The organism is Vibrio sp. St2, assembly GCF_947311885.1.
GTDB lineage: Bacteria > Pseudomonadota > Gammaproteobacteria > Enterobacterales > Vibrionaceae > Vibrio > Vibrio coralliilyticus.
Window position 1 is genome coordinate 547985 of the sequence record NZ_CAMZNA010000001.1, and the last position, 19689, is coordinate 567673.

Here is a 19689-nt window from a genome sequence, read left to right on the forward strand (position 1 = left end):
GAGACCTACAACAATGTTTGAATACAACGGCAAATCAATCGAAACTGATGCACAGGGTTACCTACTCGATCATACTCAGTGGGAAGAAGGCATGATTCAAATCCTTGCAGAACAAGAAGGTATCGAACTGACTGAAGCTCATTTGGAAGTTGTCCACTTTGTTCGAGAGTTTTATGAAGAGTTCAACACATCCCCAGCTGTGAGAATGCTAGTGAAAGCCATGGAAAAAGCGCATGGCCCTGAGAAAGGCAATAGTAAATACCTTTTTAAGCTGTTTAAGCAAGGCCCTGCGAAACAGGCAACCAAGCTCGCAGGTTTACCAAAACCCGCGAAATGCTTGTAAATATCAAAGAATTTTGAATCCGCTAAACGGTTTATAAGACATTGGCTCTGAGACTACTGAATCAACATGTGACGTCTTAGGGCCATCTTCCAACCACTTTGCCATGTCGGCTATTTGTTCTTCATTACCACACACCACCACTTCAACATCTCCATTGTTCAAGTTCTTCGCATAGCCTGTTAAGCCCAGTTTAATGCCATAGTGGGAGGTGTGATAACGAAAGCCAACGCCTTGAACAATGCCAGACACTGTGAACTTCTCGCACTTTTGATTCATAACTAATCCCTCAATACAAGGTCCGTGATATATTCGATTGGTATGTTTTACGACCCATATGGAACTACGGGTTTTTCATCGGAAATAGCAATTATGAAAGAAATACCATTTCGCTGGATTGATAAATATCTCATTCATCTAAAGATACAGGAAAAGTTTTACCTCCTGTTTTTCCTCCCTATCATCGCACTTTTAGTCCTAACTTTCGTTCTCGATAGTGCTGCTGATCAAATGCTTAACCACCTCTATCAAGATGAACTAGTTTTGATGAAAGGTCTAATTGAATCAGCTAATCTCACTCAAAGTCAGGTCGCGTCTCTACTCGCAAATTCAGAAACCATTTCGATTGGTGCTGGCGAAGGGGCTATAGGTGTCAATAACGGCGCGTTCAGTCTAGTCGCAGACCCAAGTCAAAACTTATGGTCCGCCCTTTCCTCAACGCACATTGTCATCATTCTAGTGACATTGTCTCTTATCGCCTCTGGTGTGTATTACATTATGACCTTTATCGGTGGCGCAATGTTCACCATGAATAAAGCTCTGAACACCCTCGCAGATGGTGACCTAACCAGTCGTATGAACTTCTTCAAAGTCCGTGATGAGTTTAGCGAAATTGCCATCACCATAGATAAAGTCGCGGAGCGAGAGCAGTCATTAGTCTTGTCGATTCAGGAATCAGTCGCACTCATGCAACAAATCAGTTCTGATCTGAATCAGTCTAACCAACACAGCGCTGAAATTTCCGGAACTCAGCAAGAACACTTGAACTCACTAGCGAGTGCAACGGAAGAGATGGCATCAACGATTCGCGAAGTGGCGAACCTTGCGCACGACTCCAGCACCCAAACTGAAAACGCACGCTCTGTCGCCCAGCAAGGACAACAGAAAGTCGGCCATACTCTAACCTCCATTTCACAGTTATCTAACGAAGTCCAATCTGCTTCTCAAGCCGTTGCAGAGCTTGATGCCAATGCTGCTCAAATTGATGAGGTAGTCACCGCGATTAACGGGATCTCTGAGCAAACTAACTTGCTTGCTCTTAACGCAGCTATCGAAGCTGCACGTGCCGGTGAACAAGGCCGAGGTTTTGCCGTGGTGGCAGATGAGGTTCGAGCATTAGCGGCAAGGACTCAGCAGTCAACTGTTGAAATTCAGTCAATGATTGAAGCCTTGCAGCGCAACAGTCAGTCGCTGACTAAACTGATGGAAACAACAGTGGTCAACTCTGGCGAAGGCCAAACACTGATGTCAGAGGTGGATACTGAAATTGCTTCCTTAGCAGACAAAAACCAATCCATATCTGATGCAAGTGTGCAAATAGCCACTGCGGCTGAGGAACAAGGGGTTGTTGCAGATAGCATCGCAGCGAGTGTGGAAGAGATTCGTAATCAATCCAACCAAGTCTGCGAAATGATCAACGCAACTAATGGAAATATCGAGCAACTTAGAGGGCAAAGTGATTCCATGGAAAACCTACTCACAGGCCTTAAAGCGTAATGTACAGAGCCGCCAGTTGGCGGCTCTTTTATTTGCTTTTCACTCCCACTTCCCTGAAAATACCCAACCTTTCAAAACCAATCAATTGAGTAAACACATGACTCCAGCTATTTATCTTGAAAAAGGCCGTGATAAATCCTTAAGACGTCGACACCCTTGGATTTTCTCTCGCGGTATTCGCAAAATGGAGGGAGAGCCTTCATTAGGTGAAACAGTGGACATTTTTACTCATGACGGCAAATGGTTGGCAAAAGGCGCTTACTCTCCCCACTCTCAAATTCGTGCCCGTGTTTGGAGCTTTGAGAAAACTGAGATAAATGAAGATTTCTTTGTTAAACGTATCCAAAACGCACTACTGCTTCGTCAAGATGTGATTGAGCGTGACGGTCTCACAGGTTATCGATTGATCGCAGCAGAATCAGATGGTCTACCTGGTATTACCATCGATAAATATCAAGACTACCTTGTCTGCCAGCTCCTAAGTGCAGGCGCAGAGTTCCAGAAGCAGTCACTGATAAACGCTCTCCTAAAAGTATTCCCGCAGTGCAACATTTATGAACGCTCAGACGTAGCGGTACGTAAGAAGGAAGGCTTAGAAGAACGCACAGGTGTTTTACACGGTGATGAGCCACCAAAGTCTGTTGTCATTGAAGAGAATGGAGTAAAAATCAGCGTCGACATCGTTGGCGGACATAAAACAGGTTTCTACTTAGATCAACGTGACAGCCGCCAACAAGCCATGAAATACGTTAAAGGCAAAGAGGTACTTAACTGCTTCTCCTACACCGGTGGGTTCGGCTTGTATGCGCTTAAAGGTGATGCAAAACGTGTCATTAATGCTGATGTCTCTCAGCCAGCACTGGATACTGCAAAGCTCAATGCTGAGCTTAACGAGTTCGATATCTCTAACAAACGCGCTGTGTTCCTCAATGCTGACGTGTTTAAGTTGCTACGTGAATATCGCGATCAGGGCACCAAGTTTGATGTTGTCATCATGGATCCGCCAAAGTTTGCAGAAAGCAAAGCTCAGCTCAATGGTGCATGTCGCGGCTACAAAGACATCAACATGCTGGCAATGCAGATTCTAAAGCCTGGTGGAACGCTGCTGACGTATTCATGCTCAGGCCTTATGGACCAAGTTCTATTCCAGAAAATCATCGCGGATGCTGCTGTCGATGCGGGTAGACAAGTCAAGTTCGTCGAGCGATTTGAACAAGCTGCAGATCATCCTACTGATACCGCTTACCCGGAAGGTTTTTACCTTAAAGGGTTTGCTTGTAAAGTTATCTAAGCAGACAAATTCATTAATAGAAAAGGGCCTTACGGCCCTTTTTTAATCGTGTGATTTGATAATTTCATTCAGTAAATTGGTCAAGTCGTTGCCCGTGATACTGCCATGACTGGTATCAATGCCGTTGAGTTGATCGACGACGTTATCCAGCTTAATCGACTGAGTGGTTTGTCCGTTGTCTCTCTGAATGGTGAGTTCAATGCCGTTACTATCAACAACATTGGCAGAGACATCAGAGAGCAACTCTTCCATGGTTTCATCTTGTCCCAACAGGTCAGAAATATCGATCTTATCTTCTGATACATGGAAATCCGTAATTACGTCGGTACCACCATCTAGGTCACCATAATGCCAGACGAATTCATCTTCTCCATCGCCGCCAGATAAAATATCACTACCTAAGCCACCGATGAGCGTATCATCACCCGCTCCACCTAACAGGATGTCATTGCCGGCACCGCCGTCCAGAGTATCATCGCCCCCTTGACCGAACAGAATGTCATCTCCTGCTCCACCAGAAAGAGTGTCGTCCTGATCACCGTCACGCGAAACATCAAAATCACTGTGGTTCTGACGAACATAACTGTGAACATCTTCTGCTGATACGTCAGCTAATGGACTGCTGGTCTCTGATGCAACGTATTTCTGCAATGCTGCAATACCTTGGCCGTCGATATTATCGAAATCAATGAGATCGCCAAATAGAATATCATTGCCCTGCCCACCTTCGATATTGTCTTCACCTTGCTCTAAGGTCACTTCCTGCCCAAGGATTGTTTCAGCTAGCTTATCTACGTTGATGTTAGGGACAACGACACCATCAGAATCATATTGTGATAAGGTAGCTTCATTAATTCCACTGCCAATACCTACCGCTTCCACCGCTGAGATTAACGCCAACACCTGATACATATGACGAGCCTGCACCGATGCATTGCTACCATCGGTGTATCTCAATCCACCTGAGTAGCTTAAGTTACCAAGCGTTGCGCCTGTCAGCGGAGATTTAACAGCTCCTGAACTGGAGACAATTTCTTCGCCTTTATAAGAGACTGCAGTTCCCACAGAATAATTGTCAGGCAGAATGTCCTCTAAGGTCAAAACATCCTTCGTTGATGTATCATAATCCAGCACAAGCTGATCAAAATCGTCAGAAGTCACATTAAGGTGATTGTTGGTGTTAGGATAACCATCGGTAATGAAGTAAGTAATGTTTTCAGCTTGATCGTTAGTATTGTCGTCAAACCATTCAACAGCCGCATCGAAGCTGGTTTCGTAGTTTGTAAGACCACTACCATTGTTTTCGATATTACTGATCTGGGACACAAAATCAGCACGAGCGGTTGGGGAGCTTAGGTCCACCGATATCGTTACACCTGAGTTAGTAGCAAACTCAGTCAAAAGGATATTGACTGTCCCGGCATTATCACCTGAGTTAGCAGTACTAAGTAACTTATCGAAAACCTCAATAATTTCTGTTTTCGCCGTACCAACTCTTCCACCCATACTACCTGAAGTATCGAGAACAAATGCGATGTTATAGTCCTGACCCGCAATAATCTGGATACCCTGTACATCACCGACAATGAGCTCATGATCCCCGTTGCCAACAATAGTGTCATCACCATGTGAGCCTGATTCAAGCACATAGCTACGGAAAGAAAGTATCTCTTCCGCTGTACTATGCGCTGTATCTTGGTTGGAGCTTTCGACCGAAGATCCTTGAACCTGAATCGGGAACTCTAAGCTACCACTGTAATCGTGAGGTACTTTGATATCGAAGGACGCGTCGCCATCACCATCTAGTGTGATTAGATAAGAACCATTAGGTTGTGAGACGAATAAGCTATCGTTCACATACACTTCGACTCCGGCAGGAATACCTGTGACCAAAATTTGCGAGCCTAAAGACTCACTACTATCAATATCAGTAAGTTCAACAGAAACACTGACTGGGATTGTTTTATCTTGAGATGTCTCATAGCGGCCGTCATCGGTTTGCTCCGTCGCCACGTTCACCACTTCCATTTCACCTATAGTCATAGAGACCTGAGGTACATCGGCTACTGGCACGACTTGAATGGATAGCGTATCTGAGGCACCCGTATTCGTCGTATAAGTGATAACGGGAAGCTGACCAGACCAGTTTGCGTTTGGTGTAAATTCATAAGCACCATTGGCCTGCATGACAAACGTGCCTTCAGACAAAGTCACGCTACCGCCAGCTGGGTAAGAGACATTGTTGATAGAGAAGTGTTCAACAGAAAGGAGGTTATCTTCGTCGCTGTCTCTACCTTCTATATCCGTCAGCACATTACCAATCGCACTGTGGTCTTCATCGACGACATTAACGTCAGACTGCGTCACTGTAGGTTTGTTTTCATGAACGACAACATCTATCGTTGCTTGAGAATCTGCCTCGCTGGTTGAGTTCACCTCTGAAGCTGTGGCCACAACTGTAATTGTAAAATCGTCGTGAGAACCTGCTGGTGGTAAAACGGATAACGAAGATAGATCCCAAGTCGTTACATCCACCTCACCGGAAGTGCCTACAACCACATTATGTGATCCACCATCACTCAATGTCGCACCTTGTGGTAAACCACTCAATGTGACCTGCAGCGTTTCAGAGCCATCGTTATCGTTAAGAGCACTCGTAATCTGAGAAAGTGGGATTTCAGTATTTTGAAGCCCTTCGTTGTAACCGTAGACTTCATATACTTCCACACCATTTACCGACTTAAGCTCTGAAGCCCTGACATCAGATTGCTCCAGCTGTGTTTCGTCGGTCACTACGGATAGAGCAGAACTGGTAAGATCAACTGCTGTTGCGCCATTTATAGAAACATCAACATTAAAGTTGCCTGGACCACTTTGGTTGTGGTGGTAAATCGCAAGTGGGTAATAACCCGACACCTGAGGCGTAAAAGCACTGCCCTGAATTTGCCCACTTGAGTTCCCCCAGTAGGCTTGATCGGACATAACGCCACCAATAGTGATCGCTAAGCTGTCATCACCACGCCCTACAAAGTCATAACTCGTTCCAGCCTCAAGGTACACCAAACCAGTCACAAGCACGGCATTGTCTGCTGCTGTTGCCCAACGGCCGGTGTCTTGCGCATTAGTTGTTGTACTTGAAGAGGCAAGCTGAGGATCGAGAGCATCAATAGCTGAAATCAACGTGCTGCCATTTACACCCTGACCATTGTCATTTCCTACAACCACTCCCGTCCAGGTCGCCACATTAAAGTGTTGTTCTGGAAGCACAGTATCTGGAGTGGTGATACTAAGAACTGGAGTATCTGCCACGGGGGTAACATCAAGAGTGAGCGTCATTGCTTCAGACTTGGCATCACCTTTTTCAACCACAAAGTCAATGTGAGCATAATCCTGATTCAGGTTACCTTCTCCAGCGCCAGTATGCTGGCTGTATCCTGACTCATTATTTTCAGGAGTAAAGCGGAGGTTGCCCTGAGACACATTACTCACGGAGATCAAATCACCTTCTGAAACTGGTGCCCATACTCCCGGCGAAGTTTGCACCTCTAAAACACCTGAACTCGGTAATTCAGAAATTGATATTTGTGCATCTAGATCGGTAATACCGAAGTCAGAGACGCCTAAGATGTAGTTTTCGTCTTCATCAAGTGTCACTTCCTTGCTCTCAGCATCAAGCACAGGCAATACCGTTAGATTAATTACCTTACTGACTGACTCAGCTGTCGCAGGTGCATTATCTTGTGCGGTTACAACAAATTCGAGCGGGTAGCTGCCCTCCTCAGGAACATTCACTTCAAGTCCCGTCAGGTCATTGCTCCATGCAGACAAATCTACGCTATTCTTCCCATCTGGCGTTGCTACAACAGTGATCGAGTGACCATTGCCATCTCGAATAACAGACCCCTCTGGTAATCCATTAAGTACTAAAGACAAGGTTTCTGAGCCGTCAGTATCACTTAAGCCAACAACAATATCGCTAAGCGGGATGAAGCTGTCTTCGTAACCAATGTTGTCTGCTTTCTCTAACGTTATGTCATCGAGCAGCGCACCGTAGCTGTTTGATGACGTTTCTGATTCAAATACAACTTTGTACTCGCCATCCGATGATGCTTGGAAATTAATACTTTCGGTTTGCCAATTGAGGCTTTGCTGATCGGTGTACTCAAACAGAACTTTACGATCACCATTTTCATCTTCAAGGAATACCGTCAATGGAGAATCATTTAGCCTGCGCGCGACGACATCAAATGAAAGGGTGTAGAACTGGTCTGCTTGCGCAGTAAACTGAGTAAATAGTTGGTCATCGCCATGGCGACCTTCCAGTTCATATATCTGGTTTTCTCGGTCTGAGACTCCACCTCGATAGACGGTTTCTTTACCAACTTCATTGTAACTATTACGGTTATCCGTTCCCCAGGTGCCTTCAGCACCATCAGATTGTGTAAGCTCACTCGCACCCACATTACCGCGCCATGAGCGGTTACCCATGTCGATAGAATCGAAATCATGGAACGAAACGACTTCTGGCTCTGCAATAGTAATCAAAGGTACGTCAGTAACAGCATCAACCTGAACATCGATGCTATGTTGCTCTATAAGCTTGTTCGAAGAAGTGTAACCTTCAACATTAACCGTAAAATTCTCGTCACTGTTGCTTGGCGGAGTTATGGTCAACTGCGCTAGCTGTTGTGGAGTCAGCGTTGCTTCTCCATTGCTGATCGCAATGATATTTTCGCCAGACTTAAGAATCGAACCGTCTGGTAAATCGGTCAATACAATTTCAGTCACGGAGCTGTTCGCAGGGACAGAGATATTCAGCGCAATTTGGCTATCTTCATCACCGCTAGCATCCTGTTGTACGGTCAGGTCAGCCACTTCAACAACGCTTACCGTTGTCGTTGCCGTTTCTGATTGTTGACCCGAAGCATCCGTCACATGGATGTCGATCTCACGATCCGTTTCATCAGGGTTTTCACTGGTATTTTCGAATCGAATCCCTTTGAGGAAAGTTTCAAACTCTGAAGAAGATACGCCACCAACTGTATCGGCTGTAATCAACAACGTAACACTGTTAGATGTCACAGTCTGGCTTACTGTGAACCCGGGTGTAGAAGACCAAGTAAGTTGATCGCCTGCATACTTGTTCGTCAACGTGACTTGCATTGATTGAATAGCGTCTTTGTCGTCAAAAATGTCGAAACTTGCATTCGCAATCGAGATTGCATCATCACCTTCAGTGAAAGAAGTAGCAAAATCAACATTGGTGTCTTGTTTCGAAATTTTGATGACTAAGTCGTTGTAGTCATTGTCATCATTGACGTGATTTTTCTGGTCGTCAAAGCTTAAAACCGTATTGCCATCGCTATTTTCAGATATTCTCAGGTGAGAGTTTTCGTTATGGCTCAGGAACACATTAATATTGGATTGCTCTGCTCCATTAATAAGCAACTTGCCACTTGAATCCACTTCAAACGTTGAGCCTGATGGTGCATTTTCAATTGCATTGGCACCATTTGGAATGAGGAAGTACTCGACGTTGTCCATGCTATCTAGATTCGCAAGGACAGGATCAAACCCATTTTGACGAGAGTCGTACGAGTCCGACATCAAGATTTGAAGCTGCTGTGTATCTGACGATTCATCATAAATGTAGTAGCCGAATACATTGTGATAACCCGCACTTTCGCTGACAAATTCAATCTGATATTCACTGCCATCTAAATCGATGGTTGGTTTTTCATTATCTTGGATCGTGGCTGTACCGCTAACCTGATTCGATTGATACTCTGTCTTAGCTTCTAACGTGAACGTCTCGTTGTTATCGGACACCTGATCATCGTTCGTTTGTACAGAAACCGTAAAATCACTTTCACCGGCTGGTAAATCAAACTCAAAAGCACCATTTTGTAGGGTGACTTGCTCTGATTGCTCAGGGTCCCCATATTTCACCGTCACAACACTACCATTAAAGTCTTCTGGTGACGTGGCATTAATTTCATTGAGCTCTAAAATCACTTGGGTATCCGAAGTGCTCTCTGCAGACAACGCAACATCGAAGCTGACAACACCGCCTTCTTCAACATTCTGATCACTGACAGAGGTAACAACCGGACGATCATCATCGGCGATTTCAGGGCCCTCGCCGTCAGGGTCAACGCTTCCATCATCGACAATGGTCGCCACGCTAGAGTCAGAACCCTGAGCACCGGCAACACCACTAACGGCTAGCTCGAAGCGCTCAGCTCCCTCGTAAACAGGCTGAGAGTCGTCATCGGTTGTCTGAACGGTAACACGGGCCTGAGTCACTCCTGCTGGCAACACGACATCACCATTTAGAGCAATCGCCAGCGTTTGCCAGCTGTTGCCATCGTGATACTCCACTACCATGCTTGAAATATCAGACGCGTCTGTCTCTAAATGAGCCAAAGCTAGGTTGATAGTCACCGCTTCAGCCGTGTTTTTGCTCAATGAAACGGCGAATTCTGCTGCTGCGCCCTCACTGACACTCACATTTTCAGAAACAGACACCAATGGTATATCTACATTCTCAATTGTGCCCGTGGCTTGCTGTTCACCTAAAATCAGTGTGTAATCTTCGGTACTTTCATAAACACCATCTATTACAGTCGGGATGAGAACAGAGAAAGTGCTAACACCGACAGGAACAACCACTTGCTGTGTCGTGGAGTCATAAGTCACCCCGTTGGTGAATATCACTTGAGACAAGTCCACATCCGAATTGCCTGCGCTATCGCTATCTGGCTTACCAAAAGTGACACTGTATTGTGTTTCTTGCAGTACACCTTCTTCCAGTGTCACTTTGTAGACAAGGCTATCTCCTTCATCCACTGAATTCTCAAGCATTGAGATAGATTCTACGGCGACTTCTTGAGGCAATGGATTCACTACAATTGAAACCGTCGCCTCGGCAAAGCCCCCTTTATCATCAGTAATAACGTAGTCAAACGTAGTACTACCAACGAATGCATCGTCTAGATCTATATAAACTATGCCATTCTCAATCCTAGCGCTGGCGTTATTGACTTCAGAGACATGGGTAATTCGAATATTGTCGCCATTCGGATCAAAATCGTTACCCAATAGTTCAGTCAAAGGAATTTCAAGAACTTCTCCTTGATTGGCTGCGTACGCTCCATCACCAGACGCTTTAAAACCTGTTAGGAAATAGTCTGAAGAGTCACTGCCACGGGCAGGAATGTTGCTAAAATCTGTCGCTTCAAAAACAACGCTATCAAATGCGACGCCGCCGAGGTCTTGCTCGTCAAAATGATAAGAACCGTGGTTGCTACCATCATTGGCGACGAAAGTACCATTCGCGACTGGGTTATCACCGAGATAGGCCACCCATTTACCTTGCTCATGGTTGCCACTTCCACCTTCATTTTTGAATAGATTTGATACTTCAAAGCTAAACTCTGTCGCAGGCTTATCTAGATCTACTCTGAACTGCTCAGATTCACCATCTTCTCGGCTGTATTGAATTTGAGCACCTGGTCCTCCATTCTCGTCACCCGCAACTCCACGTTTGACACCACTTTGAGTAATAGACTGATCTTGACCTTGATAGCTACCGCTAATACTCACGCCATCATGTGTCCAAGAATTAGAGTTAAAGGTACCAAGTGCGACCTCAAACGCAACAGGGTCATCTGTTGCAATCGGCGCTTCGTTTCCTTCGACTAAAGTCACCGTGTGCTCGTCGCTGTAATTTCCATCACTATCTACTGCTCGGTAATCGAAGGTGTCATTTGATGATGTTTCTAGATAACGCAGCTCCCAGTTACCCGGGCCTTCGGTGGTAACTATCAGCTCTTCAATTTGTCGACCTTCTGGAGCATCGATAGTCACAACATGGAACAAATCTGTATTGCCTGAGGTCTCTTTTGAGACTGGTACTTCGATGATTGAGCCATCATCAAGTTTTGCTTGCACTATCGCTGTTGTTTCAAACTCGTGGCCATCCTCAAACCAGCCACCGAGTCCATCTAACCCTACTTCTACAGACGTTGACGGGCGATGGGTAAAATCAATCGTAATTGTCTCACCTTGCTGAAGACCGCCATCATTTCCTACTGCAAGTCCATATCCAATATGCCCCGCATTTGGCTGACCAAAGTATTGTGTTAATGCCTGACCTGAAGAAGTAATTGTGATTGAATCGCCGTTGTCAAAAGTCAGAACCCTCTGACCAGCATTACCTTGAACAGATTCACCCCAATTTAAGAAATTAGATTGGCTAGCGCCGCCACCCATACCATCGGGCGCTTCTTTTACTCCCAGAACGAAGCCTGTCGATTCAGCATCATTTTCATAACGAATCAGGTTTGGGTCACTGAATATTGTTCCTTGCTGCAGCACTTCGCCTTCTGAATTAAAGCTCGTAAGATCATCAGCGTCGATCAACTGATCGCCGTAATACAGTTGACCCGACTCAGGAAGCTCTGTGATAACAACGCCAACAGGTGTGTTTGTTGCATCATCTTCGTTATCAGAAATATGATCTTGTTCGGCATCCTCGCTATTAAACAAGATGGTTGCATTTCCATTTGCGTCGAGTGTTGCATCAAAATTTTCTGCTTCAGGTGGATTATCTTCGAAATCTAAAATCGTAGCGCTTGCGGTGGTGTCTGTTGACCCGCTAACTGTTCCGCTCCCCGCACTGACGGACAGGCTAAAGCTTTCATCCCCTTCATAGGTATCATCTTGTTGAGTGACAACTTTGACGTTTACGGCGCTCGAACCCGCAGGAACAGAAATTTCTCCCGACGCTGGTACATCCAACCAAGCACCATCCTCAGCTTGATATTGGTACGAAGCCAGATCTTCTGGTGAAGTATCTCCCGCATTTAACGTGAGAACGAAAGAAACAGTCGATGTCGCAGTGTTTGACAAATGAACCGTGAAGTTAGCGGTATTACCTTCATTAACGTCCCCACCTCCTGAGATAGAAACTTGAGGGCGGTCATCGTCACCGCCTTGACCACCATCTTGAATTGTCGCTTCACCACTCACTGTGCCCGTTTGACTGCTGCTCGCACCGCTTAAGGTGAACGTTTCATCACCTTCATACACAGGGGCATTGTTATCATCAGTCGTCTCAACCGACACAGTGTAAGAGCTGTTGCCCGCTGGAATATCAAAACTGAACTCACCATTAACCGCCTCTACCACCGCGCTGGTGCCATCAGCAAAGTTGACAGTGATTTGATTGCTGGTGTAGTCGTCACTTTCCGCTGTACCATTGGCCAGCGTCATAGTGACAGGAGTGGCTAATTCACTTGAGTTGCTCAGCGTGACATCAAAGACGGCCGTGCCGCCCTCATCGACGGTTGGGCTGGAGATATTGGTAATTTCCGGGCGGTCATCATCACCATCTTCACCGCCATCTTGAATGGTCGCTTCACCACTCACTGTGCCCGTTTGACTACTGCTCGCTCCGCTTAAGGTGAAGGTTTCATCGCCTTCATACACGGGCGCGTTGTTATCATCGGTCGTCTCAACCGACACAATGTAAGAACTGTTGCCCGCTGGGACATCAAAACTGAACTCACCATTGACCGCATTAACCACCGTGCTGGTACCATCGGCAAAGTTGACGGTAATCTGGTTGGTGGTGTAGTCTTCACTTTCCGCTGTACCACTGGCCAGCGTCATGGTGACTGGCGTTGCCAACTCACTTGGGTTGCTTAGCGTCACACCAAAGACGGCAGTACCGCCTTCATCGACGGTTGGGCTGGAGATATTGGTAATTTCTGGGCGGTCATCGTCATTGCCCTCGCCACCATCTTGAATGGTCGCTTCACCGCTCACTGTACCTGTTTGACTGCTGCTAGCACCGCTTAAGGTGAAGGTTTCATCACCTTCATACACAGGAGCGTTGTTATCATCGGTGGTTTCAACCGACACAGTATATGAGCTGTTGCCCGCTGGGACATCAAAACTGAATTCACCGTTGACCGCGTTTACCACCGCGCTGGTGCCATCGGCAAAATTGACGGTGATTTGGTTGGTGGTGTAGTCGTCACTTTCCGCTGTACCATTCGCCAGCGTCATGGTAACAGGTGTGGCTAGCTCACTTGGGTTGCTCAGCGTCACATCAAAAACTGCCATGCCGCCTTCGTCGACGGTTGGGCTGGAGATGCTGGTGATTTCTGGGCGGTCATCGTCACCGCCTTGACCACCATCTTGAATGGTCGCTTCACCACTCACTGTACCTGTTTGACTGCTGCTAGCTCCGCTTAAAGTAAAGGTTTCATCGCCTTCATACACAGGCGCGTTATTGTCATCCGTGGTCTCAACCGACACAGTGTAAGAACTGTTGCCCGCTGGAACATCAAAACTGAATTCACCATTGACCGCGTTAACCACCGTGCTAGTGCCATCAGCAAAATTGACGGTAATTTGATTGCTGGTGTAGTCGTCACTTTCCGCTGTACCATTGGCCAGCGTCATGGTGACAGGGGTCACCAGCTCACTTGGGTTGCTCAGCGTCACATCAAAGACAGCCGTACCGCCTTCATCGACGGTTGGATTGGAGATGCTGGTGATCTCTGGGCGGTCATCCTCGTCACCTTGGCCGCCATCATGAATGGTCGCTTCACCGCTGACTGTACCTGTTTGACTGCTGCTCGCTCCGCTTAAAGTAAAGGTTTCATCGCCTTCATACACAGGCGCGTTGTTGTCATCCGTGGTCTCAACCGACACAGTGTAAGAACTGTTACCTGCTGGAACATCAAAACTGAATTCACCATTGACCGCGTTAACCACCGTGCTGGTGCCGTCGGCAAAGTTGACCGTAATTTGATTGCTAGTGTAGTCGTCACTTTCCGCTGTACCATTCGCCAGTGTCATAGTGACTGCTGTTGCCAATTCACTTGGGTTGCTCAGCGTGACATCAAAGATAGCGGTACCGCCTTCATCGACGGTTGGGCTGGAGATACTGGTAATTTCGGGGCGGTCATCGTCATTACCCTCACCACCATCTTGAATAGTCGCTTCACCGCTCACCGTACCTGTTTGACTACTGCTTGCACCACTTAAAGTAAAGGTTTCATCGCCTTCATATACAGGCGCACCGTTGTCATCGGTGGTTTCAACCGACACCTTATAAGAACTGTTGCCCGCTGGAACATCAAAACTGAATTCACCATTAACCGCGTCTACAACCGTGCTAGTGCCATCAGCAAAGTTGACGGTGATTTGGTTGCTGGTGTAGTCGTCACTTTCCGCTGTGCCATTGGCCAGCGTCATGGTGACAGGAGTGTCTAACTCACTTGGGTTGCTCAGCGTGACATCAAAGACGGCCGTACCGCCTTCATCAACAGTTGGATTGGAGATGCTGGTGATCTCCGGGCGGTCATCCTCGTCACCTTGGCCGCCGTCTTGAATGGTCGCTTCACCGCTGACGGTACCTGTTTGACTGCTGCTCGCTCCGCTTAAAGTAAAGGTTTCATCCCCTTCATATACAGGGGCATTGTTATCATCGGTCGTCTCAACCGACACGGTATAAGAACTGTTGCCAGCGGGGACATCAAAACTGAACTCACCATTGACCGCGTTAACCACCGTGCTGGTGCCGTCGGCAAAGTTGACGGTAATTTGATTGCTGGTGTAGTCGTCACTTTCCGCTGTACCATTCGCCAGCGTCATGGTGACAGGCGTGGCCAATTCACTTGGGTTACTGAGCGTGACATCAAAGACCGCCGTACCGCCTTCGTCGACAGTTGGGCTGGAGATGCTGGTGATTTCTGGGCGATCGTCGTCCGGGTTATCCCCCGCACCATTGCCGCTGTCATCAATAAACGCCGCCGCTTTCGCTTTGCCATTGCTGTCTGTGGTCACGCCATCGACATCGCGTACCACAAGTTGGAAGCGTTCGCTGCCTTCGTGTACAGGTGCAGCGTTGTCATCCACGGTATCCACTTCAACAAAGATGTCCTGCACGCCCACTGGCACTGAAATCTCACGCCCCTCAAAGTCCAAATAAACTTTGTCTTCACCATCAAGATAGTACGCACGCATCTCACCGATATCGTCCGCTTCCGCGGTATTGGCATTGCCGTTGGTTTTCGCACGCAGGTCAAGGGTAACCGCATGGTCAACAGGGTTGGAGAGGTTGATACTGAAGGTTGCCACTTCACCTTCGGAGACAGTACCTGCGCCTGTGACGGTTAAGTCAGGGCGATCGTTATCGCTGCCTTCACCACCATCTTGGATGGTCGCTTCACCACTCACCGTACCTGTTTGACTGCTGCTCGCACCACTTAAAGTAAAGGTTTCATCACCTTCATATACAGGGGCGTTGTTATCATCAGTCGTCTCAACCGACACGGTATAAGAACTGTTGCCTGCTGGGACATCAAAACTGAACTCACCATTGACTGCATTCACCACCGTGCTGGTGCCATCGGCAAAATTGACGGTAATTTGGTTGGTGGTGTAGTCGTCACTTTCCGCTGTACCATTCGCCAGTGTCATAGTGACTGCTGTTGCCAACTCACTTGGGTTACTGAGCGTCACATCAAAGACCGCCGTACCGCCTTCATCGACGGTTGGGCTGGAGATGCTGGTGATTTCTGGGCGGTCATCGTCCGGGTTATCCCCCGCACCATTGCCGCTGTCATCAATAAACGCCGCCGCTTTCGCTTTGCCATTGCTGTCTGTGGTCACGCCATCCACATCGCGTACCACAAGTTGGAAGCGTTCACTGCCTTCGTGCACCGGCGCAGCGTTGTCATCCACAGTATCGACTTCAACAAAGATGTCCTGAACACCGACTGGCACAGAAACCTCACGACCATCAAAGTCCAGATAGACTTTGTCGTCGCCATCGAGATAGTACGCACGCATCTCGCCAATATCGTCCGCTTCGGCGGTATTAGCATTGCCGTTGGTTTTCGCACGCAAATCGAGGGTAACCACATGGTCAACAGGGTTGGAGAGATTAATGCTGAACGTCGCCACCTCACCTTCGGAGACGCTACCTGCGCCTGTGACAGTTAAGTCAGGGCGATCGTTATCATTGCCCTCGCCACCATCTTGAATGGTCGCTTCACCGCTCACCGCACCTGTTTGACTGCTGCTCGCTCCGCTTAAAGTAAAGGTTTCATCACCTTCATATACAGGGGCGTTGTTATCATCAGTCGTCTCAACCGACACGGTATAAGAACTGTTGCCTGCTGGGACATCAAAACTGAACTCACCATTGACTGCATTCACCACCGTGCTGGTGCCATCGGCAAAATTGACGGTAATTTGGTTGGTGGTGTAGTCGTCACTTTCCGCTGTACCATTCGCCAGTGTCATAGTGACTGCTGTTGCCAACTCACTTGGGTTACTGAGCGTCACATCAAAGACCGCCGTACCGCCTTCATCGACGGTTGGGCTGGAGATGCTGGTGATTTCTGGGCGGTCATCGTCCGGGTTATCCCCCGCACCATTGCCGCTGTCATCAATAAACGCCGCCGCTTTCGCTTTGCCATTGCTGTCTGTGGTCACGCCATCCACATCGCGTACCACAAGTTGGAAGCGTTCACTGCCTTCATGCACCGGCGCAGCGTTGTCATCCACAGTATCGACTTCAACAAAGATGTCCTGAACACCGGCTGGCACAGAAACCTCACGACCATCAAAGTCCAGATAGACTTTGTCGTCGCCATCGAGATAGTACGCACGCATCTCGCCAATATCGTCCGCTTCGGCGGTATTAGCATTGCCGTTGGTTTTCGCACGCAAATCGAGGGTAACGGCATGGTCAACAGGGTTGGAGAGATTAATGCTGAACGTCGCCACCTCACCTTCGGAGACGCTACCTGCGCCTGTGACAGTTAAGTCAGGGCGATCGGATTCATCGCTGATCGTACCTGCTCCGGATTCATTGAGATTAAAGCTCTCACCGCCTGTTGCAGCGTTTGCACTAACATTCAACGTAAAGCTTTCGTTGTCCTCAAAAATACTATCATCCGTAGTTTCAACAGAGACTTGAATATTAGTTGCGTTACCGGGAATGTTGTAGCTTCCATCTTGATTCGCTGCAGCTGTCTGCGCCTGCCCATTCACTTGATAACTAACATTGAGCGGATTTACGGCAAAATCATCAAGAGTCGCAGCTTGATCATTGAAATTTAATGAGAAGTTATAGGTAACATCACCATCAACATCACTCGACAACTCAACGTCAAATACTGCTGTATTCCCTTCTACAACAGATTCTGAACTAACCGAAAGAGTTGGTGTATCTGCATTACTACCACCTACTTGTTCGTCGGTAATTGTGCCTATTCCTGATTCATTCAAGTTAAAACTATCATCACCAACGGTAGCGTTCGCGCTAACATCCAGATTGAAGTTTTCGCTGCCTTCAAAAATATCGTCATCTAATGTTTCAACTGAGACTTGAATATTGGTTGCATTGCCAGGGATGATGTACGTACCGCCCTGATTGGCTTCAGCTGGCTGAGTGACGCCATCCAGTTGGTAGCTGACACTGATGGGATTCGTTGCAAAGTCCGCTAACTCTGCAGATTCTCCTTCTATACTAAGTGCAAAGTTATAAGTCACATCACCATCGACAACATTCGACAGCGCAACATTAAACACAGCGGTGCTGCCTTCAACGACAGCTTCAGAGCTCACTGACAAGGATGGAGTATCCGCGTTGCCTCCTCCCTGTTGTTCATCACTGATCGTGCCTGACCCGGACTCACTCAGGTTAAAGCTTTCACCACCCACAGTAGCACTCGCATTAGCATCCAACGTAAAGCTTTCACTTCCTTCGAAGATCTCGTCATTTGCGGTTTCAACCGAGACTTGTATGTTGGTCGCGTTGCCCGGAATGGTATAACTGCCATCTTGGTTTGCGCTAGCAGTTTGAGTAACACCTGCTATCTGATAAGTGACACTGATAGGGTTTTCGGCAAAGTCAGCAACCTCAGCAGTTTCACCATCGAGGTTTAAAGAGAAGTTATAGGTAATATCACCATCGACATCGTTTGACAGAGCGATATCAAAAACGGCAGTGTTGTCTTCAAACGCAGATTCGTTACTGACCGTTAATTGAGGCAGATCAGAGTCATTATCGGTGTTATCCAAGATTGCAGTGCTTGCACTCCTGCTGCCAGCACCATCTCCAACTAAACCGAATACAGGCTCGACATTGAGTTGGTATTCTTCTGAACCTTCAAATGTAGTGTCCTGAGTAGTGTTGACCGTCACACGGAGTGACGTAACACCCGCTGGCACTTCAACCGTTCCATCAGCTCCTACGACAAGAACAATCCGTTGCGATGAGCCTGAGTCGCTAGAGGAACCCAATACTTCAACACTCATCCCTGACAAGTCTTCACCTTCCGCAGAGCCCAAAGACAAAGTTAATTTTAAAGTTGTGGTTTGATTTGATGCTTTATCAAAGGTTACGGTGTAGGTCGCATCGCTACCCTCATCTACCTGAGCATCTCCTGAAACAGATATAGCCGGAATCGGGGTGACATCAACATTAACGACAACAGTATCCGTTCCTCCATTTCCGTCATCCACCGTTACCTCAAACGAATCGGAGCCGTCGTAATTTTCATTGGGGGTGTACTGCCACAACCCAGTAACAGGGTTGATTGTAACTATCCCGTTTTCAGGGGATGAAGAGATAGAAAAAGTAAGGGAGTCATCTGGGTTTGGATCTATCGCGCTCACCTGCCCACTTATCGACGTATCTTCATTCGTCGTTACAGATACGTCATCGGCAAGAGGGCTGCTATTTGAAGTAGTAAAAGTTGGAGCTTGCTGAATGGATTGATATTGGTCTAAAAGCGTTAAGCTCTGAGTTCGAGAGATACCCAGACTTTCAAAACCTTGAGTATTAAAATCGGTATTAGCAATGGTTTCGTCACCAGTCCTGACGATGGTTCCAATTGTGGTAAGACTGGAGCCTGTTTGCCCACCAGCAGCAGTTGCAAAGTCCTCACCAAGCTGGGTTGGGTCTTGGCCCTCTTCCAATGCAGCGATGATGTCATCTATCTCGCCTGTCACGTCCTGTAATAAGGAGTCTTGGTCTACTACAGCAATCTTCATCTTGGCTAAGTCAGGGTTCAACTCTTCCATAGACATAATGACTTCACCCGGCTTAGCCAATTCACCTTTGGAGAGAACTCTTATGTTTCCTAGTTGATCTATAACTAAGGCCTGACCACTAGCTAAATTGCCCATTATCACGTTAGCACTAACACTCATGATGAACCTCTATCCCTTACTACTGGTTGTATGTCAA

The 19689-nt window shown here is 47.2% G+C and carries 5 protein-coding genes; 3 read left to right on the top strand and 2 right to left on the bottom strand.

Annotated elements, in window-relative coordinates; genetic code table 11:
* Positions 1 to 13 precede the first annotated feature (13 nt).
* Positions 14 to 343 carry a TusE/DsrC/DsvC family sulfur relay protein gene (locus QMA41_RS02475; RefSeq protein WP_006962117.1) on the top strand — a complete coding sequence of 110 codons (330 nt, stop codon included), beginning with the start codon at positions 14 to 16 and terminating at the stop codon, positions 341 to 343.
* A 3-nt stretch (positions 344 to 346) separates the two neighbouring features.
* Here the strand turns inward: QMA41_RS02475 and yccX are convergent, their stop codons facing one another.
* Complete coding sequence (gene yccX, locus QMA41_RS02480; RefSeq protein WP_281628755.1) at positions 347 to 619, bottom strand: acylphosphatase; 273 nt, start codon at positions 617 to 619, stop codon at positions 347 to 349.
* 93 nt (positions 620 to 712) lie between these two features.
* Between yccX and QMA41_RS02485 the strand changes: the two genes are divergently transcribed.
* Both QMA41_RS02485 and QMA41_RS02490 read left to right on the top strand, forming a co-directional pair.
* Positions 713 to 2116: a methyl-accepting chemotaxis protein gene (locus QMA41_RS02485; RefSeq protein WP_281628756.1), complete on the top strand. Its 1404-nt coding sequence runs from the start codon at positions 713 to 715 to the stop codon at positions 2114 to 2116.
* 97 nt (positions 2117 to 2213) lie between these two features.
* Positions 2214 to 3407 carry a class I SAM-dependent methyltransferase gene (locus QMA41_RS02490; RefSeq protein WP_281628757.1) on the top strand — a complete coding sequence of 398 codons (1194 nt, stop codon included), beginning with the start codon at positions 2214 to 2216 and terminating at the stop codon, positions 3405 to 3407.
* Between the two features lie 42 nt (positions 3408 to 3449).
* Here QMA41_RS02490 and QMA41_RS02495 read toward each other — a convergent pair whose 3' ends face one another.
* On the bottom strand, positions 3450 to 19652 hold the full coding sequence (locus tag QMA41_RS02495; protein ID WP_281628758.1) for an Ig-like domain-containing protein: 16203 nt from the start codon (positions 19650 to 19652) through the stop codon (positions 3450 to 3452).
* Positions 19653 to 19689 lie beyond the last annotated feature (37 nt).

Coding starts and splice junctions, on each gene's coding strand:
- QMA41_RS02475 (WP_006962117.1), top strand. CDS start 14: ATGTTTGAATACAACGGCAAATCAATCGAAACTGATGCACAGGGTTAC.
- yccX (WP_281628755.1), bottom strand. CDS start 619: ATGAATCAAAAGTGCGAGAAGTTCACAGTGTCTGGCATTGTTCAAGGC.
- QMA41_RS02485 (WP_281628756.1), top strand. CDS start 713: ATGAAAGAAATACCATTTCGCTGGATTGATAAATATCTCATTCATCTA.
- QMA41_RS02490 (WP_281628757.1), top strand. CDS start 2,214: ATGACTCCAGCTATTTATCTTGAAAAAGGCCGTGATAAATCCTTAAGA.
- QMA41_RS02495 (WP_281628758.1), bottom strand. CDS start 19,652: ATGAGTGTTAGTGCTAACGTGATAATGGGCAATTTAGCTAGTGGTCAG.